Origin of the sequence: Streptococcus sp. CF8-6, from assembly GCF_024295845.1 — a bacterium.
GTDB classification, from domain to species: Bacteria; Bacillota; Bacilli; order Lactobacillales; family Streptococcaceae; genus Streptococcus; species Streptococcus oralis_BO.
This window is the reverse complement of record NZ_JANCOF010000001.1, coordinates 223477-247892: the sequence shown is the minus strand read 5'-3', so window position 1 is coordinate 247892 and position 24416 is coordinate 223477. Positions and strand designations below refer to the sequence as shown.

20 protein-coding genes are annotated in these 24416 nt (G+C 44.4%); 3 read left to right on the top strand and 17 right to left on the bottom strand.

The features are described from left to right. Positions 1-127 precede the first annotated feature (127 nt). Complete coding sequence (locus NML69_RS01135) at positions 128-2761, bottom strand: DEAD/DEAH box helicase family protein (RefSeq protein WP_254725051.1); 2634 nt, start codon at positions 2759-2761, stop codon at positions 128-130. A 133-nt stretch (positions 2762-2894) separates the two neighbouring features. Between NML69_RS01135 and NML69_RS01130 the strand changes: the two genes are divergently transcribed. Beyond that, complete coding sequence (locus tag NML69_RS01130) at positions 2895-3512, top strand: TVP38/TMEM64 family protein (RefSeq protein ID WP_084975760.1); 618 nt, start codon at positions 2895-2897, stop codon at positions 3510-3512. Between the two features lie 276 nt (positions 3513-3788). Here NML69_RS01130 and scrK read toward each other — a convergent pair whose 3' ends face one another. Together scrK and NML69_RS01120 are read right to left on the bottom strand one after the other, a co-directional pair. Beyond that, positions 3789-4676 carry a fructokinase ScrK gene (gene scrK / locus NML69_RS01125; protein ID WP_254725050.1) on the bottom strand — a complete coding sequence of 296 codons (888 nt, stop codon included), beginning with the start codon at positions 4674-4676 and terminating at the stop codon, positions 3789-3791. Between the two features lie 158 nt (positions 4677-4834). Continuing rightward, positions 4835-6721: a sucrose-specific PTS transporter subunit IIBC gene (locus NML69_RS01120; protein ID WP_254725049.1), complete on the bottom strand. Its 1887-nt coding sequence runs from the start codon at positions 6719-6721 to the stop codon at positions 4835-4837. Between the two features lie 378 nt (positions 6722-7099). Here NML69_RS01120 and NML69_RS01115 point away from each other — a divergent pair, with 378 nt between their 5' ends. Together NML69_RS01115 and NML69_RS01110 are read left to right on the top strand one after the other, a co-directional pair. After that, positions 7100-8554, top strand: a complete 1455-nt coding sequence (locus tag NML69_RS01115; protein WP_254725048.1) for a sucrose-6-phosphate hydrolase — start codon at positions 7100-7102, stop codon at positions 8552-8554. Then, complete coding sequence (locus tag NML69_RS01110) at positions 8535-9500, top strand: LacI family DNA-binding transcriptional regulator (RefSeq protein ID WP_000225991.1); 966 nt, start codon at positions 8535-8537, stop codon at positions 9498-9500. Before NML69_RS01115 ends, NML69_RS01110 begins: the two co-directional genes overlap by 20 nt. A gap of 195 nt (positions 9501-9695) precedes the next feature. On the opposite strand, the gene NML69_RS01105 is transcribed toward NML69_RS01110, so the two are convergent. The 14 genes from NML69_RS01105 to NML69_RS01040 all read right to left on the bottom strand — a co-directional run bounded on the left by NML69_RS01105 (position 9696) and on the right by NML69_RS01040 (position 24363). Next, the gene (locus tag NML69_RS01105; RefSeq protein ID WP_254725047.1) at positions 9696-10970 is read right to left on the bottom strand and encodes a hydroxymethylglutaryl-CoA reductase, degradative; all 1275 of its coding nucleotides are present in this window, start codon (positions 10968-10970) and stop codon (positions 9696-9698) included. Beyond that, entirely contained in the window at positions 10970-12142 is a 1173-nt protein-coding gene (locus NML69_RS01100) for a hydroxymethylglutaryl-CoA synthase (protein ID WP_254725320.1), read from the bottom strand. The genes NML69_RS01105 and NML69_RS01100 overlap by 1 nt, the downstream gene beginning before the upstream one ends. 118 nt (positions 12143-12260) lie before the next feature. Next, positions 12261-12716, bottom strand: coding sequence for a threonine/serine exporter family protein (locus NML69_RS01095; protein ID WP_000176907.1), 456 nt, complete (start codon positions 12714-12716; stop codon positions 12261-12263). 1 nt (position 12717) lies between these two features. After that, positions 12718-13476, bottom strand: coding sequence for a threonine/serine exporter family protein (locus NML69_RS01090; protein ID WP_254725046.1), 759 nt, complete (start codon positions 13474-13476; stop codon positions 12718-12720). A gap of 87 nt (positions 13477-13563) precedes the next feature. Beyond that, positions 13564-15465 carry a Stk1 family PASTA domain-containing Ser/Thr kinase gene (gene pknB / locus NML69_RS01085; RefSeq protein ID WP_198460020.1) on the bottom strand — a complete coding sequence of 634 codons (1902 nt, stop codon included), beginning with the start codon at positions 15463-15465 and terminating at the stop codon, positions 13564-13566. Next, positions 15462-16202, bottom strand: coding sequence for a Stp1/IreP family PP2C-type Ser/Thr phosphatase (locus NML69_RS01080; protein WP_000401527.1), 741 nt, complete (start codon positions 16200-16202; stop codon positions 15462-15464). Before NML69_RS01080 ends, pknB begins: the two co-directional genes overlap by 4 nt. Before the next feature lie 15 nt (positions 16203-16217). Continuing rightward, a complete protein-coding gene (gene rsmB, locus NML69_RS01075) occupies positions 16218-17531 on the bottom strand; it encodes a 16S rRNA (cytosine(967)-C(5))-methyltransferase RsmB (RefSeq protein ID WP_254725045.1) in 1314 nt (437 codons plus the stop codon). Continuing rightward, positions 17524-18459, bottom strand: a complete 936-nt coding sequence (gene fmt, locus NML69_RS01070; RefSeq protein WP_215804395.1) for a methionyl-tRNA formyltransferase — start codon at positions 18457-18459, stop codon at positions 17524-17526. The genes rsmB and fmt overlap by 8 nt, the downstream gene beginning before the upstream one ends. A gap of 12 nt (positions 18460-18471) precedes the next feature. Continuing rightward, positions 18472-20868: a primosomal protein N' gene (locus NML69_RS01065; protein WP_254725044.1), complete on the bottom strand. Its 2397-nt coding sequence runs from the start codon at positions 20866-20868 to the stop codon at positions 18472-18474. A 65-nt stretch (positions 20869-20933) separates the two neighbouring features. Further along, positions 20934-21248 (bottom strand): DNA-directed RNA polymerase subunit omega, encoded by a 315-nt coding sequence (gene rpoZ / locus NML69_RS01060; RefSeq protein WP_002874282.1) that lies wholly within the window; start codon positions 21246-21248, stop codon positions 20934-20936. A gap of 24 nt (positions 21249-21272) precedes the next feature. Next, positions 21273-21899: a guanylate kinase gene (gmk, locus tag NML69_RS01055; RefSeq protein WP_254725043.1), complete on the bottom strand. Its 627-nt coding sequence runs from the start codon at positions 21897-21899 to the stop codon at positions 21273-21275. Between the two features lie 134 nt (positions 21900-22033). Beyond that, positions 22034-23647, bottom strand: coding sequence for a ribonuclease Y (locus NML69_RS01050; RefSeq protein ID WP_254725042.1), 1614 nt, complete (start codon positions 23645-23647; stop codon positions 22034-22036). Between the two features lie 203 nt (positions 23648-23850). Further along, entirely contained in the window at positions 23851-24105 is a 255-nt protein-coding gene (locus NML69_RS01045) for a Txe/YoeB family addiction module toxin (RefSeq protein ID WP_000924723.1), read from the bottom strand. Positions 24106-24108: 3 nt separating this feature from the next. Further along, positions 24109-24363 carry a type II toxin-antitoxin system Phd/YefM family antitoxin gene (locus tag NML69_RS01040; RefSeq protein ID WP_025171799.1) on the bottom strand — a complete coding sequence of 85 codons (255 nt, stop codon included), beginning with the start codon at positions 24361-24363 and terminating at the stop codon, positions 24109-24111. Positions 24364-24416: the final 53 nt, after the last annotated feature.

Below are 24416 nucleotides of genomic sequence, written 5' to 3'. Positions count from 1 at the left end.
AAAACCTTTCTTAAGCTTTGTAAGAATAGTTTATTCTAAATGCTTCATCCTATTCAACTGTTTCAACTATTAAAATTTATTTTCTCTATTATTATATCATGTTTCAGATAGATTTTTCCATACGCCCCTACTCCAACTGGCTTTTAACCTTCTTCTTAGTCAAGGTACGGTCGTTTTTATTGGAGAGTGCTTTGATACGAGCTTCGAGAAGGGTTTTCCGTCCGGTCTCTGTTCGTGTGTAGACGAGGTGATAGCGTCCGATAGTTGGTGTCAGAAAGTCGAGGAATTTCTGCGCTTCTTCCTTGCGCTTGTCAAAAAGACTAGGCACGGCATAGTAAGGTGACTGACCTTGTCGGACTTTCTCTGCCTTCAAGAGATAGCGCTGGTTGTCCACTGGAGCAAAGAATTCTCCCACAGTCTGTGCAAACAACTCTTTGTCTCTCATGCTTCCTCCCTTGAGATAGGCAAAAACCATGTAGTTTTCCTTGTCCTCCTCTACCTGAACACGGGATTGATCGTCTGTTAGATACCCCGAATCTAGCAGAGCTTTTCGGATCTGCTCACCTAGAGACTGCAAGCGTTTATAGGGACTCTTATAGCGGAGGTAGCACCAAGATGCAAAGGCCAAAAAGAGGAAACAGGCTGCTGTAAGCCACCAAACACCGATCAGTCTTAGTCTAAATAGCAAAACCAACAAATCCACTGCTAACAAGAGCAATGACATGCGAACCCATTTTAATGCATCAAGCAGGAGCATGACTGGGATCTTTTGTTTTTGGGTTGCGACTTCTGTAACTATCTCAAACTGATCCGCTACGACAAGAGCTTCTTGCCATTTTTGTCTCAAGTCTGCTCGATCCTTGGAGAGACTCTTAACTCGCTCATTATACTCACTAATTTGCTTTTTCTTAAAAGGGGGCTTTGGAAAATCCAAACGATCCAAACCAGTCTCAATACTCTCCTGATTATAGGCCAATCCAAGAAAATGCTCCATCCGTCGCGACAAGGTTTGCAGATCCTGATTGCTCTCTGGTCTAGGCTCCTCACTAGGAAGAGTGATGAGTGCTTGCGCTTGAACGGCTACCAGATGCCAGATGGTGCTGGTCTTTTCTGGATGTCCCGGCCAGATACGAATGGCACGTCCCCGCATCTGGTTACTCAGCATAAAGCTCCCCACAAAGCTTCCGAGGATTAAGGAATTAACACAAGGAGCATCCCAACCCTCTCCGAGGAGAGATTTGGTTCCGACTAGGACTTGAATCCGTCCTCGTTGAAAAAGCTCCGTCACTGCCGCTACGATTCCCTTAGCTGAGCTTGGAAAACCAACCCGCACATAATCTTTTGGATCCAAGTGACCAATAGATGAGAAACTAAGAGGAACCTGAGGTACGAGTTCCTTCAACTCTGTTACCACATCGGTAGGCAAAATAACGACACTACCTGACAAGACAGTCAAAGACACAGGTATTTCTTGCTCCTGAGCTTTTCGACGAATGCTTTCAAAATAAGGGAGAACCCCCAACTGAGAAATGGTTGCCTGATTATCTCCCAGATAGGTGGCAAAATCCTTGCGAATATAGTCAGCTAGTACTAACTGTCTCAGTTCCTGACCTAGGCTCTCATACTCCGTCAAAAAGATATCGGCAATGGCAGACAACTTCCCCAGAGATTGGGTTAAAAGCTGGTCAGAAGCCTTGGACTTAACTAGATAAACCTGACGTTTTTCCACCAACCCACGCGCCTTCAAGTCAGCCTCTAACTTTTTCCTATATCCATCTGGATCCTCATACCAATCTGGTATCTGATAGAGTATGCTCTGCAACAGCGTCTCCAACCAGTAGGAGGTCAATGCTGGAAGCTTCTGGGTTCCCAGTAAATTTTGTAAAGAGGGAGGAATCGTTAACCCCTGAGAATGCATATAAATCAACATAGCAGACAAGTACTCGGGATCTTCTAAAAGCAAATCAGATGAAATATCCCCTTTGAGGACCTTAGACCCTGCTACAAATGTTTGAAAATCAGGATCGACTATAAGGTGATGAATATAGTCCCACTTAGTCTCCTCAAACCGTTTGAGACGTTCCGCCTCTTCAGCTGTTGGTGAACACATATAGACAAAATCCTGATGAGGGCAAAGGGTGTCTTCCTTGACTAGTTCAGGCACTGTTATTTCTTGGTCGATTTCCCCACACATACGGATATAGCGTTCCCATAGTTCAGGCTCGCTGTCATATGGTGGTGTGGCTGTCAGGGAGATGACTTGCAGCTGTTCATACTGCTTGCGAAAGGCTTCCAGACTTTTCCACCATTCATTACGCAGGTGGTGGCATTCGTCCAAGCAAAGAGTCGCAACTTTCTGAGTTCTTAGACTTGCAAGCAAATCAAACCCCATAAAATCCTCTGCTTCTCCATCTTCTTGTGATTGCAATTGGTTCATGGCGCTATGAAAAGCCTGATAGGTCACAATCGTTAATACCTTCATCTCCTTTAAGTTTTGGGAAACGATGTCTGAAAGCCTCTGACCATCCTCTAGAAAAGCAGTTTGGATCCTATCTACCCATTGTTCACGAATGGTGACAGTCGGAACTAAGATGAGGGCTGGGTTGCCAAAACGAGCGATTAGCTCGATACCAATGGTTGTCTTTCCAGACCCTGGAGCTGCCACTAGATGAACATGACCGTCTGCTTGATAGTCCTGAAAACGATCCAAGACCTGTTTTTGATATTGGCGCCATCTTCCTTTAAAGTTTAAACCTAACATGATACTCCCTCATTCTATACCGTCATTTTCTTATTCTCATTTTACCACACTTATTTCACCAATCAGATAATCCAGATAGTTTTTCTCCTCAAAATATGGTATAGTAGAATCATACTATCTATGAGGAGTTTACATGTCACAGGATAAGCAAATGAAAGCTGTTTCTCCCCTTCTACAGCAAGTCATCAATATCTCATCTATCGTCGGGGGAGTCGGCACCTTGATTTTCTGTATTTGGGCCTATCAGGCAGGAGTGTTACAGTCCAAGGAAACCCTATCAGCCTTTATCCAGCAAGCTGGAATTTGGGGGCCACCACTCTTTATCTTTTTACAGATCCTACAAACCGTTGTTCCAATCATTCCGGGAGCTTTGACCTCAGTGGCTGGGGTCTTTATTTACGGCCACATCATCGGGACTATCTATAACTATATCGGCATCGTGATTGGCTGTGCCATTATCTTTTACCTCGTGCGCCTCTACGGAGCTGCCTTTGTCCAGTCCGTCGTCAGCAAGCGCACCTATGACAAGTACATCGGTTGGCTAGATAAGGGCAATCGCTTCGAGCGGTTCTTTATCTTTATGATGATTTGGCCAGTTAGCCCAGCTGACTTTCTCTGTATGCTGGCTGCCCTGACCAAGATGACCTTCAAACGCTATATGATTATCATCATTCTGACCAAGCCCTTTACCCTAGTGGTTTATACTTATGGTTTGACCTATATTATTGATTTTTTCTGGCAGATGTTTTGAGAGTAGAAAATAGCCTGATACTAAAGATAGTTTGGTATGGAAATCATCCTTTTTTTGCAAGTAAAGTGAGAACTTACCTAGCCTTTCCGCCGTGATAAAAACACCTGAAATCTAATGGTTTCAGGTCTTGGGAAACTTTGAGACATTGGGCTCAAAGTTTAGGTATGGAATTTCGAAGAAAGTCGCTACCGTCCGTCATCACTTAAGGAAAGGCTCAAAAAAATTGTCTTCAAACAAAAAATCCGTTTGGTTGCCCAAGCGGATTTTCTGTTTGTTTTATTTTGCGACACTCTTAGCAAGGACAAAGTTCCCAAGTGTTGCGGAACCATTTCCAGCAACTGCTGGAGTCACGATATAGTCACGCACATCTGGTACTGGTAAGTAGCCGTTGAGAAGAGCTGTGAATTTCTCACGCACACGGTCCAGCATGTGTTGTTGGGCCATAACCCCACCACCAAAGACGATGACGTCTGGACGGAACGTCACGGTAGCATTGACCGCAGCCTGAGCGATATAGTAGGCTTGAACATCCCAGACAGAGCTGTTGAGTTCGATGTTTTCGCCACGAACACCTGTACGAGCTTCTAGACTTGGTCCAGCCGCAAAGCCTTCCAAACAACCCTTATGGAAAGGACAAACGCCATTAAATTCTTTCTCCACATCCATTGGGTGTTTAGCCACATAGTAGTGACCCATCTCAGGGTGACCCACACCACCGATAAACTCACCACGTTGGATAACACCTGCACCGATCCCTGTACCGATCGTGTAGTAGACCAAGTTTTCGATACGACCACCAGCATTGTTACGAGCAACCACTTCACCATAGGCAGAGCTGTTTACATCTGTTGTGAAATACATGGGTACGTTGAGGGCACGACGAAGGGCACCAAGTAGGTCTACATTTGCCCAGTGAGGTTTTGGAGTCGTTGTGATAAACCCATAGGTTTTTGAGTTTTTATCATTATCGATAGGACCGAAGGAACCGATGGCAAGACCTGCAAGATTATCGAATTTTGAAAAGAATTCGATGGTTTTATCGATAGTCTCGATAGGAGTTGTTGTAGGAAACTGTGTTTTTTCTACAACATTAAAATTTTCATCTCCGACAGCACAGACAAACTTTGTACCGCCCGCTTCTAAGCTTCCATATAATTTTGTCATGATAAACCTCTTATCTTTGTTTTCTCTATTATAGCACATTTTAAAGGGCTAGATTTCTCAATATTTTAGATTTTCCTCTGTAAATCTTACCATCCAAGTAAAAACGAACAAACATAATATTTGTTCGTTTTGTTTTTAGATCTGGTTTTCGAAGAGGACTAGGCTTTCACTTCGATGATAGCGTCACCCTTGACAACTGAACCACTTGCGACTGGTGTCACAGAAGCGTAGTCTGCTGTGTTGGTTACGATAACCATTGTTGTGTCGTCAAGACCTGTAGCGACGATTTTGTTTGAGTCAAAGGTTCCGAGAACATCACCAGCTTTGACCTTGTCGCCTTGAGCAACTTTTTGTTCAAAGCCTTCACCGTTCATAGTCACCGTATCGATACCAACGTGGATCAAGATTTCAGCTCCATTTGCTGTCTTCAAACCGTAAGCATGTCCTGTAGCAAAGGCGATCGATACTTCTGCATCAGCTGGTGCGTAAACCACACCTTGGCTTGGTTTTACAGCAATCCCTTGTCCCATTGCACCACTTGAAAAGACTGGATCATCAACATTCTCAAGAGCAACTACGTCCCCAACGATTGGAGTTTGGATTGTTTCATTTTGAGGAGCTACTGGAATGTTACCAGTTGTTTCTTCTTGAACCAAACGTTCTGTCGCTACTTCAGAAGCAACTTCTTTTTCGTCCTCGTAACCAAACATGTAAGTAAGGGCAAAACCAAGAACGAATGATACAGCTACCATAAGAAGGTATTGGAACAATTGACCATTTCCAACGTACAACATTGTACCAGGGATGATGGTGATACCATTACCAGTACCAGCGAGTCCAAGGATAGAAGCCAATCCACCACCGATAGCACCAGCGATCAATGAAAGGAAGAATGGTTTACGGAAGCGCAAGTTCACCCCGAAGATAGCAGGCTCTGTAATACCGAGGAAGGCAGAAAGAGCAGCTGGGAAAGCAAGTGTTTTCAGTTTAGGATTCTTCGTTTTAACACCAACGGCAACAGTTGCAGCCCCTTGAGCTGTCATCGCTGCAGTGATGATAGCGTTGAATGGGTTCGCATGGTCCGCAGCAAGCAACTGCACTTCAAGCAAGTTGAAGATGTGGTGTACACCTGATACGACGATCAATTGGTGAACCCCACCGATGACCAAACCACCAAGACCAAACGGCAAGCCAAGAATTGCCTTTGTTCCGAGAAGGATGTAGTTTTCAACAACGTGGAAGACTGGTCCGATGACAAAGAGTCCAAGGATAGACATGACCAAAAGTGTCACGAACGGTGTTACCAAGAGATCCAAGACATCTGGAACCACCTTGCGGAGAGCTTTTTCAAACTTGGCTCCGACCACCCCAATGATGAAGGCTGGAAGAACAGAACCTTGCAAACCAACAACAGGAATGAAGCCAAAGAAGTTCATAGCTGTTACTTCACCACCTGATGCTACAGCCCAGGCATTTGGAAGCGAACCAGAAACCAGCATCATACCGAGGACGATACCAACGGCCGGATTTCCACCGAATACGCGGAAGGTTGACCACACAACCAAACCTGGCAAGATGATGAAGGCTGTATCTGTGAGGATTTGGCTGTAAATGGTAACATCTTCTGGAAGTGTCATTCCAAGAGCGTTCATGAGACCACGAAGACCCATGAAGAGACCAGTTGCCACGATAACTGGGATGATTGGCACGAATACGTCACCGAAAGTACGGATAGCACGTTGGAACCAGTTTCCTTGTTTAGCAGCTTCTGCTTTCATGTCTTCTTTAGAAGATGTTGGTAAACCAAGTGCAACGACTTCGTCGTACATCTTGTTTACTGTACCAGTACCAAAGATGATTTGGTATTGACCTGAGTTAAAGAAAGCTCCTTGAACTTTATCCAAGTTCTCAATCACTTCCTTATTGATTTTCCCTTCATCTTTGACCATGACACGTAGACGAGTCGCACAGTGGGCTACACTGTTGACATTTTCACGTCCGCCAAGGGCTTCGATGACCTTTTTTGCAATATCCTGATTGTTCATTTGCAAAAATCTCCTTATAAAATTTTGTTCTTGTTTGAAAGCGATTTTATTCGCCCTACGACTATTATTTTATCATGTTTCTAAAATATGTCAAGCGTTTTGCATAATTTTTTATTTCCTTTCTTTTATTCCTGATTATTCTTGATCGTTTTTGAAGGATATTTTCTTTTTCCTCAAAAAAATATCTTTATAATTGAGGAATCAAGGCTTTCATTTACATTTTCTTTCATTTTTTCGTGAAAATTTGCTAGATTTCCTTTACTTGATTTCTAGCAATCGTTTGACATATTTTTCTTTTTTTTAACATAAAAGACTTGCTTTTTTTGCCGAAAACGTTTACTATTAATAATAGAATAGAACTTATGGAGGAAAGATAAAATGGAATGGACAACCGAGCGCCGTTACAGACGCTATGAAAACTGGTCTAATGATGAAATCAAGCAAATCAAGGAAAAGATGGCACAATCTCCTTGGCATACTCGTTACCATGTCGAGCCTAAAATGGGGCTTCTCAATGACCCAAATGGCTTTTCTTATTTTGATGGCAAATGGATTCTCTTTTACCAAAACTTCCCCTTCGGTGCAGCCCATGGGTTGAAGTCTTGGGTGCAGCTTGAAAGTGATGATTTGGTACACTTTACAGAAACTGGAGTCAAAGTTTTGCCAGATACTCCATTGGATAGCCACGGTGCCTACTCTGGTTCTGCCATGCAGTTCGGCGATCACTTGTTCCTATTTTATACTGGAAATGTCCGTGATGAAAACTGGATCCGTCACCCATACCAGGTTGGCGCTTTGATGGATAAGGATGGCAAAATTACAAAGATTGACAAGGTCTTGATTGACCAGCCAGCAGACTCTACTGACCACTTCCGCGACCCGCAAATTTTTAACTTTAAAGGTCAATATTATGCCATCGTAGGTGGACAGGACTTGGAGAAAAAAGGCTTCGTCCGTCTCTACAAGGCTGTGGACAATGATTATACAAACTGGCAAGCAGTTGGCGACCTTAACTTTGCTAACGACCGTACTGCCTACATGATGGAATGTCCAAATCTGGTCTTTGTAGGGGAGCACCCTGTCCTTCTCTACTGTCCACAAGGATTGGATAAAGCTGTTCTAGACTACGACAATATCTATCCAAATATGTACAAAATCGGGGCTTCCTTTGATCCTGAAAATGCCAAAATGGTAGATGTATCTCCATTGCAAAATCTAGACTATGGTTTTGAAGCCTATGCGACTCAAGCCTTCAACGCTCCGGATGGACGTACATTGGCAGTAAGCTGGCTTGGGTTACCAGATGTTTCTTACCCATCTGACCGTTTTGACCACCAAGGAACCTTCTCATTAGTCAAAGAACTCACTATCAAAGATGGCAAACTCTACCAATATCCGGTCGCAGCCGTCAAAGAACTTCGTTCTTCTGAAGAGGCCTTCTCAAATCGTACTCAAACCAATAACACCTATGAACTCGAGCTCAACTTGGAGGCCAATAGCCAAAGCGAGATTGTCTTGCTCGCTGATAAAGAAGGCAAGGGGCTTTCCATCCACTTTGACCTTGTCAATGGACAGGTGACAGTGGATCGTAGTCAGGCTGGTGAACAGTACGCCCAAGAATTTGGTACTACTCGTTCTTGCCCTATCTATAACCAAGCTACTACTGCCACTATCTTCATCGATAAGTCAGTCTTTGAAATTTTCATCAATAAAGGAGAAAAAGTATTTTCTGGTCGTGTCTTCCCACATGTGGATCAAAACGGTATCCTCATCAAGTTTGGAAACCCAACCGGAACTTACTATGAATTAGATTATGGTCGCAAAACTAACTGATGTCGCAAAACTTGCAGGCGTCAGCCCTACTACCGTCTCACGGGTCATCAATAAAAAGGGTTATCTATCTGAGAAAACCATCCAAAAGGTTAATGAAGCCATGCGAGAGCTAGGCTACAAGCCCAATAATCTGGCTCGAAGTCTTCAAGGAAAATCTGCCAAGTTGATTGGACTTATTTTTCCAAACATCAGTCATGTCTTTTATGCGGAGTTGATTGACAAGTTGGAACACCAACTCTTCAAGAATGGCTACAAGACCATCATCTGTAACAGCGAACATGACTCTGAAAAAGAACGGGAGTACATTGAAATGCTGGAGGCCAACCAGGTCGATGGTATCATTTCTGGAAGTCACAACTTGGGAATCGAAGACTACAATCGTGTGACAGCACCGATCATTTCCTTTGACCGAAACTTGTCTCCAGACATCCCTGTCGTCTCCTCTGATAACTACGGTGGCGGGGTCCTCGCCGCCCAGACTTTGGTCAAAACAGGCGCCCAGTCTATCATCATGATTACAGGAAATGATAACTCGAATTCACCTACTGGACTGCGCCATGCTGGATTTGCCTCTGTTCTCCCGAAAGCACCTATTATCAATGTTTCGAGTGACTTTTCTCCCGTCCGAAAAGAAATGGAAATCAAGAATATCTTGACCCATCAGAAACCAGATGCGATTTTTGCTTCGGATGATTTGACAGCTATTCTGGTGATCAAAATCGCTCAAGAGCTGGGAATTTCTGTTCCTGAAGAGCTCAAGGTCATCGGCTATGATGGAACTTACTTTATCGAGAACTACTATCCTCACCTGACAACGATTAAGCAACCTATGAAAGAGATTGCCCAACTCACTGTTGATCTCCTCTTGCAGAAGATTGAAGGTAAGGAAGTTGCGACAACTGGTTACTTCTTACCCGTCACTCTATTACCTGGAAAAAGTATTTAATACTCAATGAAAATCAAAGAGCAAACTGGGAAGCTAGCCGCAGGTTGCTCAAAGCACAACTTTGAAGTTATAGATAAGACTGATGAAGTCAACTCAAAACACTGTTTTGAGGTTGCAGATGGAAGCTGACGTGGTTTGAAGAGATTTTCGAAGACTATTAGCACAAGAAAACTCAGACTGATTGGTCTGAGTTTTTTATGATCTTAAATTTTCGAGATAGCGCTGGGCTGTCTCTAGGTTAAAGGTTTTGTCTGCAATGAGACGCTCAACGAGAGGAGCAACCTCGGACTCACTAGCACCAGCTAAGAGAGCTAGGGATTTGGCCTGTAATTTCATGTGGCCTTGCTGGATGCCCGTACTGACCAAGGCTTTGAGGGCCGCAAAGTTTTGGGCAAGACCGATGGACACGATAATCTGAGCCAATTCCTTAGCTGAAGGATTTCCCAGTAGTTCATGACTGAGAGCTACACGAGGATTGAGTCCGATAGAGCCACCCTTTGTCGCTACCGGCATGGGCAGGGTCATCTCACCGACCAATTCTTCTGTGTCCCTATCTAGACTCCATCGACTGAGACCTTGATAGTGTCCATCTCGACTGGCAAAGGCATGGGCCCCAGCTTCGATGGCACGCCAGTCATTACCAGTGGCAATCAAAATGGCATCAATACCGTTAAAAATCCCTTTATTATGAGTAGCCGCTCGGTAAGGATCAGCCTGCGCAAACTGGCTAGCCAAGGCTATTTTCTCCGCAATTTCTCGTCCTTGGTCCCTTTGGGGACTCAAGTAGCGAAAGGCGATACGACAACTTGCTGTCACCAGAGAATCAGTCGCGTAGTTGGACAAAATTCCCATAAGACTCTGTCCTTGACTGAGTTCTTCTAAGACTGGCTTCAAGGCTTCCAGCATGGTGTTGAGCATATTGGCTCCCATAGCTTCCTGGGTATCGACATGGAGATAGACAACGAGAAAGTCTGTTTCACCTTTGATCTGCTCTACATGCAAATCACGCGCCCCGCCTCCACGTTTGACGATAGAAGGATAGGCTTGATTGGCAAGTTCCAAGAGTTCGGCTTTCTTGCTGGAAATCTTCTCTTGCGCTTGTTCAGGTTCAGCAACTTGATAAAGTGCTACTTGACCGATCATCTGGCGCTCATGTACTTGAGCAGTAAAGCCACCTGACCGCTTGATGATTTTGCTGGCATAGCTGGCTGCAGCAACCACTGAGGGTTCTTCTGTCACATAGGGAACTGTGTAGTCCTGACCGTTCACCACAAGCTCTGGAATGATCGAATAAGGCAGAGAAAAAGTTCCTACCACATTCTCACTCAGCTGGTCTGCAACTGCCAAGCTGACTTGTTCATCCTGCTCGAGACTCGTTTGCTTCTCAGGACTAAGGAGCGCCTGAGCTTTCAACAACTCTAGGCGCTCATGGTATGATTTTTTAGAAAATCCATTCCAACTTATCTTCATTATTTTTCAACCTTGCTATAACGGCGTTGGTGGTCGACAATTTCAACCAAGGCATAGTCTTGATGTTCATAACCTGCAAATTGGGCTGAGCCAGACTCATCCAACTGCACCTCTTCGAAGAAGACTTTTTCATAGTCTGCAACAGACAATGCTGTACGTTGTTTAAGTTTGCTCAAACGATCCTTATCAAGGTAAGCCTTATAGCCTTCGACCAATTCACCACTAAAGAACTCTGAAACCGCTCCACTTCCGTAACTGTAGAGAGCAATTTTATCTCCAGCCTTCAAAGTCTCTGCATTTTCCAAAAGGGAGAGAAGACCGAGGAAGAGGGAACCTGTATAGATATTCCCAATCATCTGACTGTAGAGAATGGACTTATCAAAGTTCTCTTGCAAACTATCCTGTTTTTCTTTAGACAAAGTTTTGTCCATCATCTTGCGCAAGCCTTTTAGGGCCAACTTAGGATAAGGCAAGTGGAAGCAGATAGCCACAAAGTCATCCATAGTCCAATCGTAGCGCTTCTTGTATTCATCCCAAGTTGTCGTGAGACTGTCCAGATACTGCTGGGTTGAATAAACACCATTGACATAAGGAGTCGTTGAATAATTTGGACGCCAGAAATCCATGATGTCGCGCGTTTGAGCAACATTATCATTGTTAAAGGCCATGATGCGCGGATTCTGGGTGATTAGCATCGCTACACTTCCAGCACCCTGAGTTGGTTCACCTGGAGTTCCTACACCATACTTGGCAATATCACTGGCAATGACCAAAACCTTAGACTCTGGAGAATTTTCCACATGCAATTTAGCATAATGAAGGGCAGCTGTCGCTCCATAGCAGGCTTCTTTGATTTCAAAGCTACGGGCGAAAGGCTGAATGCCTAACAAGCCATGAACAAAGACTGCCGCTGCCTTACTCTGGTCAATCCCTGACTCGGTCGCCACGATGACCATATCGATTTCTTCTTTTTCTTTGTCTGTTAAAATAGAGTTGCTTGCACTAGCTGCCAAGGTAACAATGTCCTCAGTCAATGGCGCAATACTAATTTCATTTAACAAGAGTCCCTTGCTAAATTTTTCGGGGTCAACTCCCCTCGCTTCTGCTAAGTCTTGTAATTTCAAGACATATTGACTGGTCGCAAAACCAATCTTATCAATACCGATTGTCATATTTACCTCTGTTTTTTCATTCATTGTAAAAAATCGTTTCATTCTATTTTATCACAAATAGGAACAAAAGAGAGAAAAAAGACTTGATTCAACAAATCAAGTCTTTGCTTTGATTGTATTAGGAAGAGATTCCTCGTTGTTTGCGGATGTAGTAATAAAGCTTTAAAATCACCGTTCCACTTGCCATTCCAATAGAAATAACAAGGGCTAACATAACCACCAAAGTCGCGCTGGCAATAGCATGGCTGTAATCGCCTGTCACAAAGAAAGCTGTCGTTCGATAGGATAAATAACCTGGCACCAAGGGAGCAAGAATGGCCAAGACAAAAACTACCGCTGGTGTCTTATAGACAATACTTAAAATCTGACTGATGCAAGAGCCAATTACTGCTGCGATAAAGGTCGCAATAATAACATTGGTTGGTTCTTTGAGCACGAGATAGAGGAGCCAAACGCCCATTCCCAAAACACCACCAGGTAGGAGCATGGAGCGTTGAACATTCAGTACGATTAGAAAGGTGATAATGGCGAGTAAACTCGCCACTGCTTGGAGCAAAATACTTGTTAGAGTCATCTTATGTCATCAAAACCAGGGCGACAGATGTGCCTGCCCCTAAAGCGAGGGTAATGAGCAAAGATTCAAACATCTTGCTCATACCAGAGTTGATATGGTTGGTCATGATATCCCGTACCGCATTTGTCAGAGCAATCCCTGGAACAAAAGGCATGACCGCTCCTGCTATGATTAGGTCTGCCGTCGAAGGAAATCCTGTGTAGCGGGCCCAGAACTGGGCGATCAATCCGAAAACAAAGGCACCCGCAAAGGCCGTTACAAAAGGAATGCGGACAAACTTCTCTACGTAGAGAGAGAAGGCAAATCCCAATAAGGTCGCAATAGCTGCGCCAAAAGCGTCATAGACATTGCCCCCAAACATAATCGAGAAGAAAGGGGCACTGAGGGTCGCTGCTACGGTCACTTGGAACTTGGTATAAGGTAAGGCTTGATTGCCGATTTCTTTCAGCTTTTTAAAGGCTGTTGAGAGATTGATTTTACCGCCCACAAGCTCCCGTGATACTTGGTTGACATCACAGACTTTTTCAATGTTATAAGAGGACGAGGTTACCCGTTTCATCCGAGAAATATTGGTATTTTCAATAGAAAAGAAAATAGCTGCGGGCATGGCAAGAACATTGCAATCCAATATTCCCTGCGAATGGGCAATACGGATCATAGTATCCTCAACCCGATGAATCTCTGAGCCACTTTTCAGGAGAATGGTTCCTGCTAGCATAATCACATCAATGACGGCATTCAACTCTCTCGATTCGTCCATTTTCTCCTCCTTTTTTCTACTTCCTATATTTTATCACAAAATCTTGTGAAAAAAAATCTTTGTCATGAAATCATGACAAAGATTCGTTTAATCTCGAGAACTTTCATGAGTTCCTTCACTATTGGATGAACTGCTAGAAGGAGTATTCCCTTGTTGATTTCCTTGTTGGTTCCCCTGGTTTGGACTTGTAGGAGAACCCTGGTTTCCTCGTTGAGCAGGGTTAGAGGATGAAGTTGACGGCGGTGTTTTTGGTTTGTAGATGGAAAGTTTGATACGCGTACTTGCAAGATCAACCTGTTCTCCTGCTCTTGGCGTTTGACTTACAACAGTTCCTTCTGCCGTTCCTTCAGGAGCAGTCGATACTTCTACAACCTCAATATTTGCTTCCTTCACACCGACAATCTGAGTCAAGTTATTCTTTGTAAACTCGAGACTTGAACCGATGTAGTTCGGCATGCTGACACTAGTCACCTTCTTAGCCACTGTTAAGGTAATCGTAGTGGCTTTTGAGAGATCATAGGTCGAACCCGATGCAGGGGTCTGTCTGAGGACGGTTCCAGGTTCGCTTTCATTGGATTCTTCCTCTTCCATCTTGATTAGATTTTCAGGAACCTTCTTCTCCTTGAGTTCAGCTACAACTTCCGTATACTTGCGTCCGACATAATTGCTTAATTGGAAGGATTGCTTACCAGAAGAAACGATCAAATTGACCTTGGTTCCTTCTTTTCGGCCACTACCAGCTTCTGGATCCGTTCGAATAACACGTCCTTCTGCTACGGTATCGCTGGCTTCTGACTTTTCTTCACCGGCTTCAAACTTGGATTTTTTAAGAGCTTCCTTAGCCTCTGCAACGGTTTGTCCAGCCACGTTAGGAATAGCAATCGTTGCTGGTGTTCTTGACAAAATCCAGACCAAAGAGGCTGCAACCAATAGAAGACTGGCCAAAAGAATCATATAGCGAGCCTTAAACTTCCGTTTCTTGGCTGGCTTTGGCGCTGGAGCCGGCTCTGCCACTGGTTGAGTTGGTTTCTTTGGCTGAGGGCGTTCTTCCTGCGCCGGAGCTTTAGGAATCGATGTCAGTGTACTTTGTGGAACTTTAGGTAAAGTCTTAGTGTCTGCCTTACTCGCATCGTCAAAGACCAGTTTCGGTTCATTCCGACGATTATAAGACAAGCTAGTTGACAAGTCCACATACATTTCTGAAACAGACTGATAACGGTCTGACAACTTCTTAGCAGTTGCCTTGATGACAACATTTTCTAAAGCCTGAGGGACAGATGGATTTTCAGCTATGACGGACGGTAGTGGCTTCTGGAAATGCTGGAGGGCAATCGTAACCGCACTATCCCCATCATAAGGGATATGTCCCGTTAGCATCTCATAGAAGATAATCCCCATTGCATAGATATCACTCTGGAAGGTCGCTTTAGAACCACGTGCTTGCTCAGGTGACAAATAATGAACAGAACCCAGCATTGAGTTCGTCTGGGTCAGACTGGTCTCCGCAAAGGCTACTGCAATCCCAAAGTCCGTGACCTTAGCTGTGCCGTCTGGTGTCAAGAGGATATTTTGAGGTTTCAAATCCCGGTGAACAATTCCTCGAGTATGGGCTAAGCGCATGGCCAAGAGGATTTGCCCCATGATCCGAACTGCTTCTTCGTTTGAAAGAGGATAGTGTTCTTTAATATAGCGCTTGAGGTCAAGGCCTGCAACGTATTCCATAGCTAGGTACTGTTGACCGTCTTCCTCACCAATATCTGTTATCCGAACGATATGAGGATGGTCCAGATCCGCCATGGCCCTCGCTTCACGCTGGAAACGTGCCACAGCAATCGGGTCTGTCTGGTAGTTGGTCCTCAGGACCTTCACTGCCACTTCTTCCCCGTCTAGGATCAAATCCTTGGCCAAGTAAACATCTGCCATGCCTCCTCGACCAATCTGCTTGACAATCCGATACCGCCCGGCAAAAATCTTGCCGATTTGGATCATTCTGCTGCCTCCTCGTTCATGTAAACAAGGGCAACCGTAATGTTGTCTAAACCTCCTGCATTGTTAGCGAAGCGAATGAGGGTTGCCGCCTTGTCTGCTAGGGAAATATCGCTGGTTACGATATCATAAATCTCGCTTGCCGAAATCATATTGGTCAAACCATCACTATTGAGCAAGAGATAATCTCCTGACTCCAGTGTAATCATCCCAAAATCTGGCTGGATTTCATCTTTTTGTCCGATAGACTGGGTGATGATATTCTTTTGAGGGTGAGTTTCTGCTTCTTCTGGAGTCAATTGACCAGCCTTGAGCAATTCGTTGACCAAGGAATGGTCACTCGTCAACTGGTGGTATTCTTCTCCACGAATCAAACCGATACGAGAATCACCAATGTGAGCATAGATGGCTTGGTTGTCAATAAACGCAACAGCTTCTAGCGTTGTTCCCATACCTCTGTAAGCTTCGTCCTGACCTAGTTGATGAATTTTTTGATTTTCAATCTCCAGGTAGTGGGCAAACCACTCACGAACTTCATTGACTGAGTCAATTTGGGTATCTACCCAAGCCACACCGAGGTCTGTTACAGCCATCTCACTAGCGATATTTCCTGCACGGTGTCCTCCCATCCCGTCAGCCAAGATGATCATAGTGCGTCCTGCTCGGTTGACAAAGTGATTGACATAGTCCTGATTATTTGTCCGTTTCTGACCAACATCTGTTAATAATGCTATTTCCATTGTGTCAGTTCCTTCCTATTCTGATATCTTGCGAAATTGGCTGATAAAAAATCCATCACTTCCATACAATTCAGGAGTGATCAGGATACAGCCATCTTTCAGGATATCTTTACATTCGTGTTCTAGTTTAACCTGCTCGAACTCGGGATGACTTTCTAAAAACGCCTCAACGACTTGAAAGTTCTCCTCAGAGACAATAGTACAGGTACTATACGTTATTATACCACCTTTTCGTAGTGTTTGACAAACACTACCTAATATTTCCAGCTGAATTTCCTGTAAGGATGTGAAATCTGCTGTTTCTTTATTGTATTTGATATCTGGTTTGCGACGTAAAAGTCCAATCCCAGAACAGGGAGCATCTACCAAAATCTTATCAAAAGAATCCCGACCGAAAAACTCATGAACCTTTCTGGCATCCAATTTTTGTGTTTGCACTCGATCTGCCACACCTAAACGCTCCGAATTTTCTTGGATCAAGTCCAACTTATGATCATAAAGATCCAAAGCCGTCACCTTACCGGATGTGAGATACGAAGCCATATGGGCTGTTTTCCCACCCGGAGCGGCACAGGCATCCAGGACCTGTTCATCTCCTTGCAAATCAAGAGTCGGAGCAACCAATTGACTGGACTCGTCTTGGATGGTTATAGCCCCTTCTGCGAACAAATCATGACCTGCAAAGTGGCCTTGCTCCTTGACCAGACCAGAGCCAGCCAAAGGAGAATCAGCCGCCTCTAAAACGGCTTTGATTTCCTCTTTTCGGCTCAAATCGGCTACACGAATACTGGCTTTGCTGCGCACCAAGAGACTTTTAAAGATGGCTTGTGCTCGCTCTTCACCGTATTCTTCCTTGAGCTTAGATACTAGCCAAACTGGGAGAGAATAAGCAATGGAATCACGCTTGTTTTTGCGTTTGATACTGTCAATGTCTGGCCAGCCTTCTCGCAAGATACGACGAAGGACGGCGTTGACTAATTTTTCACTGCCTTTTTTACGCTCTTTGGCTAGTTCCACTGCTTCATTAACAACAGCGTGATTAGGAATCTTATCCAGATACCGAAGTTGGTAAGCGCTCAGGAGGAGCAGGATATAGAGCCAGTTATCTAGCTTATCCCGGTCTTCGATAAAGTGGGACAGGTACCATTCCAGAGTCAGTTTTCGGGCTACCGTACCGTAGACAATTTCTGTCACCAAGCCCTTATCTGCTGCTGAGAGTTGACTCCCCTTAAGGTGTTTGTTTAAGGCAATATTGGAGTATGCTTGGTTGACTAGAACATCCTCTAGCACTGCTAGAGCTAGACTTCTAGCCGTTTCTACTTTAGTCACCAAATCGTTCTCCTACAGTCAATGTACGTCCAACTCCGTTGAGGAAGGAAGCAATGTCCATCTTAGGCTTACCAGCTGGCTGCACTTGCTTGAGAGATAGAGCACCTTCAGCCGTTGCGACGATTAATTCCTTTTTGCCAATAGAGAGAATCTCCCCTGGATTTCCCTGACCTTCTACTGGTAGGGCTTCATAAATCTTAAAGCGGTCGCCTTTGAGAAAAGTATGGGCAACAGGCCAAGGATTCATCCCACGGATTTGGTTGAAGAGTTGGCGATTGGTTTTAGTCCAATCGAGTTTCTCTTCTTCTGGCTTAATATTTGGCGAGAAAGTGACTTGGCTTGGGTCCTGAGGCACAGGTTTGATCTCCCCAGCAATATAGCCAGGTAGCGTATCCAAAAGCAAGTCACGACCAACAATCGCTAATTTTTCAAATAAGGTTCCAACATTATCCTCATCAGTGATAGGAATACTGCGACGGGAAATCATGTCTCCTGCATCCATTTCCTTGACCATCTCCATAATGGTCACACCAGCTTCCTCATCCCCTTGAATCAAGGCATAATGAATGGGTGCGCCACCACGGTGTTTGGGAAGAAGGGAGGCGTGAACATTGACCGCAAAATCCATGCTATCAAGGAGTTTACTTGGGAGAAACTGTCCAAAAGCAGCAGTGATAATCCCATCTGCCCCTAAATTCATAATGGCTTCCATCTCTGGACTTCCAGATAATTTTTCAGGCTGGTAAATGGGAAGGCCTGCTTCTTTGGCAGCCTGCTTAACTGGGGTTTCTTGGATTACTTTTTTACGGCCGACAGCGCGATCTGGCTGGGTCACAACAGCTAGAATCTCGTAACAGTCGTCTGATAACAAGCCCTTCAAAACTGTCGCTGAAAAATCAGGTGTCCCCATAAAGATTAGTTTTGTCATTTCTTCTCCTTCTTATAAAAATTGCTGTGGTTCGTGGTCAATGCTGAGACGAAGCTCGCTATTTTCCCGTTCTTGAGTCAAGGCCAAGACCTGGTTGAGGGTTGGGCCCAGCTCATCTTCTAAACGGTATTTAATCAAAATCTGGTAATGGTAAAGGTTGTGGGTACGGGCAATGGGTTTTGGTGTCGGTCCAAGGATTTTACTAGTTTCCGATAAACCTGATCGCAAAATTCCCATAACTTCATAGGCACGTTTGACGACCTCTTCTTCTTTCTTGTGAGAGAGGGTAATCCCAATAGTGAAATAATAAGGCGGATAGCCGAGTTGGCGCCTGATACTCATTTCATAAGCATAAAAACCTTCATAATCCTGTTCCTTGGCAAAACGAATGGCATAGTGCTCAGGATTGTAAGACTGGATCAAGACCTGACCAGCTTTTTCCGCTCGACCTGCACGACCAGCCACCTGAGTTAAGAGTTGGAAGGTTCTCTCAGAAGAACGGAAATCAGGCAGATTCAAGGCCGTATCTGCATTAAGAACTCCGACCAGAGTCACATTTGGAAAATCCAAGCCCTTGGCAATCATCTGAGTTCCCAACAAGATATCTGCTTCCCCTCGGCCAAACTGGTCAAGAAGAGCTTGGTGACTACCCTTCCTGCGGGTCGTATCCACATCCATCCGCAGAATGCGAGCCTGAGGAAAGAGCTCTGCCAGCTCATCGTAAGCTTTCTGAGTCCCTGTACCGTAGTAGCGAATGCTGCGACTCTGACAGTTGGGACAAACATGAGGAATCCCCTTAGAAAAGCCACAGTAATGGCAGTTCATGGTCTTGGTATCCATGTGCAAGGTTAGAGAAATGTCACAGTTGGGACAACTATCTACCGTCCCACACTCCCGACACATAACAAAGCTAGAATAGCCCCGACGGTTGAGCATAAGGACTACCTGCTCTTTTTTATCCAGACGGTCTTGGATAGCTTCTAGCAAAGGAGGGGTAAAGTTTGATGTCTCATTCTGCCCGATATAGTCCCGAAAGTCAATCACTTGAACCTCAGGAATGGTGGCTAAAGGATTGGCCCGTTGGGTCAGACGTAAGTGTTGATAGACACCTTTTCCAGCCCGCGCACGGCTCTCTAAGCTCGGTGTTGCCGAACCAAGGACCAGGGCCGCTTGATTGTACTGGGCCCGTAAGATGGCGACCTCTCTGGCATGATAACGAGGATTGCTGTCTTGCTTGTAGCTAGCTTCATGTTCCTCATCGATAATCATGACACCCAGATTTTTCAGAGGAGCAAAGATGGCTGATCTGGCACCAACAACAACTTGGGCATCGCCACGTTCAACCTTGCGCCATTCGTCGTACTTTTCACCATTGGACAGGCCTGAATGAAGGATGGCTACTTTCTCGCCGAATCGGGCAATAAAACGCTCCGTCATTTGTGGCGTCAGAGAAATCTCAGGCACCAGCAAAATAGCCGTCTTACCCTTATCCAAGGCTCCTTGGATAATCTGCAAGTAAACCTCAGTTTTCCCACTTCCTGTAATTCCTTGAAGGAGGAAAGGAGGCTGTTGACTGCCAATAGCACTGACAACGGCATCACGCGCCTGTCTTTGTTCAGGATTCAATTCCAAAGGTTGGCTGACTTCAATGCCTTCAAAATAAGCGGCTGAGCGTTGCACTTCCTTTTGGACTAGAGTTAAAGCTCCTTGCTCCACAAAAAAATTGACTTGCTCGCGTGAGTAGGACTCTAACAAACTAGCCAGAGGAGCACTCTCAGGATGAGACAGCAGATAATCTCTCAGCTCTGCCTTTTTCTTAGCACGCGCAGAAATCTCAATCCGCTCTAGCTGAGTAGCATCAACCTCATACCAAGACTGGGTCTTGACCTTCTTTTGATCGACTGCCTGGTATTCTAAACGGAGTAGCCCTTTTCTAGTCAAGCGCATCATTTCTGCCTGTTTGGCCAAATCTAGAGAAGAAAAGGCGAGCGAATCTTCTGAACCAAACAAACGCTCTCGGTCTGCCTGACTCAGACCTTCCAGAGGATAGAGAATCTTATCATAACTGGAGTTTAAAAATCCTGGCAACATGGCTTTTAGGATGGAGATTTTGTAAGAAAAGACGGACTTGCGTAATTCCTCAGCCAACCAGAGTTGCTCTTGAGTGAGAACCGGGGAAAAATCCAGCACCTCCGCAATCTCCTTCAAGTCCTGATCAGCCACCTCTTCATCCGACTGGGACTCCATACCTAGCACAATCCCTTGTATCAAACGATTGCCCTTACCGAAGGGGACATGGACCCGCATACCGACTTCCAACATCTCTACAAATTCCTCAGGAACCTTGTAGCTATAGGGCTGGTCCGTCTGCATAAGGGGAACATCTACGATAATCTTTGCAATAGCCATCTTCTCACCTCCTTCTTGTCAGTAAATTCTTGCAATAGAAAAAATAAGATTGAGTCCCCCCAACCTTAAATTTTTTCACCATCTTCTTTTTCTTTAGCGATTTGCTCTTTGATTTTCTTTTCTTCTTCTTCTTTGCGGCGTTTTTCTTCTTCGATACGGAGACGAACCGCTTCACGTTTTCCTTCTGGATCTGGGTGAATGGTTACATTGCCTGACTCGATTTCTTCCAAGGCGCGAAGAGTTGATTTTTCAGACTTAAACTCTTGAGTTGCTGGCGCACCTGCTTCTAGTTCGTGGGCACGTTTTGCTTCCAAGATTACGAGTGAATATTTTGATGGCACCTTGTCTAGCAAGGTATCGATAGAGGGTTTTAACATCATTTGCTTGTACCTGTTTCCTATAGTTTATCGAGTAGTTGGAGATTTTGGCAACATCTCCTGGTAGTGACCAATGACACGGTCCACACGGAAGTGTTCTGCTTCGATCACACGCTTGACACGTTCAGCAGCGAGGGACACCTGATCGTTGACAATGGCATAATCATACTCACGCATGAGAGCAATTTCTTCCTTGGCTTTTTCGATTCGTTGGGCAATCACTTCAGCGCTATCTGTTCCACGACCTACCAAACGATCTTGCAATTCATCCAAATCTGGTGGCGTTAGAAAGATAAAGACAGCATCTGGAACCTTTTTCTTAACCTGAAGAGCTCCTTGGACTTCAATCTCAAGGAAGACATCGATTCCCTTATCTAGGGTTTCGTTGACATAGGTCAGCGGAGTTCCATAGTAGTTACCGACATATTCTGCATATTCCAACATCTGACCTTGACGGATCAGCTCTTCAAACTCTTCACGAGTACGGAAGAAATAATCCACTCCGTCCACTTCACCAGGACGTTGCGCACGCGTCGTCATCGATACAGAGTATTGAAATTGATTCTCAGAATTCTCAAAAATCTCTCTTCTAACCGTTCCTTTCCCAACTCCTGAAGGACCAGAAAAAACGATTAGCAAGCCTCGGTCTGCCATTATGTCTCCTTTAGTTAGTCTGTGAAATAAAGTAAAATTTCTCTCGGATAGTGATGATAGCGTCAGTTATCCTTCTACAGTCTTTCTATCTAGTGTAACAAAAAAGCAGTAATTTTTCAACTGCTCTTTCTTTTTTATTTAGCATAATCTACTGCACGAAGTTCGCGGATCACGGTTACCTTGATATTTCCTGGGTAATCGAGATTATTTTCAATTTTCTCACGAACTTTGTGAGCCAAGATTGTGACTTTGTCGTCCTTGATTTGTCCTGGATTAACCATGATACGGATTTCACGTCCTGCTTGAAGGGCAAAACTATTTTGCACTCCTTCAAAGCCATTGGCGATTTCTTCCAAATCATGGAGACGCTTGATGTAGCTTTCAAGAGACTCGCTACGAGCACCTGGACGCGCTGCACTCAAGGCATCTGCTGCAGCAACGATCACTGCAATGACGCTTTCAGCTTCGACATCGCCGTGGTGGCTAGCAATGGTATTCACCACAACTGGGTGTTCCTTGTACTTACGAGCCAATTCCGTACCAATCTCAACGTGGCTACCTTCAACCTCGCGGTCAATAGCTTTCCCGATGTCGTGAAGGAATCCAGCACGACGGGCAAGAGCTGCATTTTCACCAAGTTCACTCGCAATGATACCAGATAACTTAGCAACCTCAATCGAATGACGCAAGACATTTTGTCCATATGAAGTACGGAACTGCAAGCGCCCCATGATCTTCATCAAGTCTGGATGGAGGTTTGGCGCACCAATCTCATAGGCAGCAGCCTCACCATATTCGCGGATTTTATTGTCAATCTCCTGACGGTTTTTTTCCACCAACTCCTCGATACGAGCTGGATGGATACGGCCATCCTTGAGCAACATTTCCATGGTCATACGAGCAATTTCACGACGAATCGGATCAAATCCTGACAAGGTTACCACTTCTGGCGTGTCATCGATGATCACGTCGACCCCTGTCAAACTTTCAAAGGTACGAATGTTTCGACCTTCGCGTCCGATAATGCGTCCCTTCATGGTATCATCTGGTAGGTGAACTGTCGAGTTTGTTGACTCTGCTACATAGTCACCAGCGATACGCTGCATAGCCTGAACCAAGATATCTTTCGCAATCTTGTCTGAACGTTCCTTGACTTCTTGCTCAGCCTCACGAATGCGGCTAGCAATTTCCTTAGTCAAGTTTTCCTCTGTCTGAGCCAAGATAATATCTCGAGCCTCAGTTTGGGAAAGGGAACCGATACGTTCAAGTTCAGCTTCTTTTTGTCTTTCGACTTCCTCTAATTGCTCTTCACGTGCATCAAGGTTTTTTGCTCTATCAGAAATACTTTGTTCTTTTTGTTCAAGTGTTTTTTCTTTGTTCGTCAAATTGTCGTCTTTGCGGTCAAGGCTCGCAGCTCTCTCCGTCAAACGACTTTCAAGTTGCTTGAGCTCCTGACGTTCTGACTTAAATTCAGCGTCCACTTCTTCACGGTATTTTCTGGCTTCCTCTTTGGCCTCCAATAGTGCTTCTTTTTTAAGAGACTTGCTTTCGCTCTTGGCTTCATTTAGCAATAAATCCGCTTCGCGCTCAGCTTGTCCTCGTAAATTAGTTGCTTCTTGTTCAGCATTTAGAAGCATCAACTCTGCAGCCTCTTGAGATGATTTCATCTTAGCTGAGATGCTGACATATCCAATGACTAAACCAATGATGACGGCAAAAACAGCAATCGCAAGTGTCATGATTTCCATGTTTTTACCTCATTAAATTTGTTTATCGAATGACATACATTCCTTAATATTCTATCATAAAAAACCGATTTTCACAAACCCAAATTGAAGAGTTTTGTGTGAATTTTGGAAGAAACCCCTTAGATTTCCAAGCAAAATAAAGATTCTTTTAAAATTTAAATTTTTATGAAAAATGAAGCAAAAAAGCCTACCTCCCAGTAGACTTAGTAATGATCTTTGAAGGACAAGAAAGCCACGCTATCTCCATCTATCATATAAATCAAGCGATTTTCTGCATCAATGCGCCGCGACCAAGCTCCTTGGTAGTCATACTTGAGTGGTTCTGGTTTCCCCATTCCTACAAAAGGATCGCGTTGAATATCCTTGATTAATTTATTGATTCTTTTTAATGTTTTCTTATCTTGATTTTGCCAATAGCAATAATCCGCCCAGGCATCTTCTGTAAATTTGAGCAGCATTTCTCACTCCTCAATCACATGTACCTGAGTGCCTCCAGCACGAACTTGAGCCATTCCTCGCAAGACCTTGTCAGAAAGTTCCTTATTTTGAGCGATTCTCAGGGTTTCCTGAATACTATCCCACTCGCTCTTTGAAAGGACTACAATATCCTCATCTGGATTTTTATTGACCACCGTCAAAGGCTCAAATTCATCGTTTACCTTCTTCATGTAGTCTTTTAAATGATTTCGGAATGTTGAATAAAGAACTGCTTCCATAACCATACCTCATTTTACCTCTTTTCCACTATTATACACAAAAAGAAAGAAAT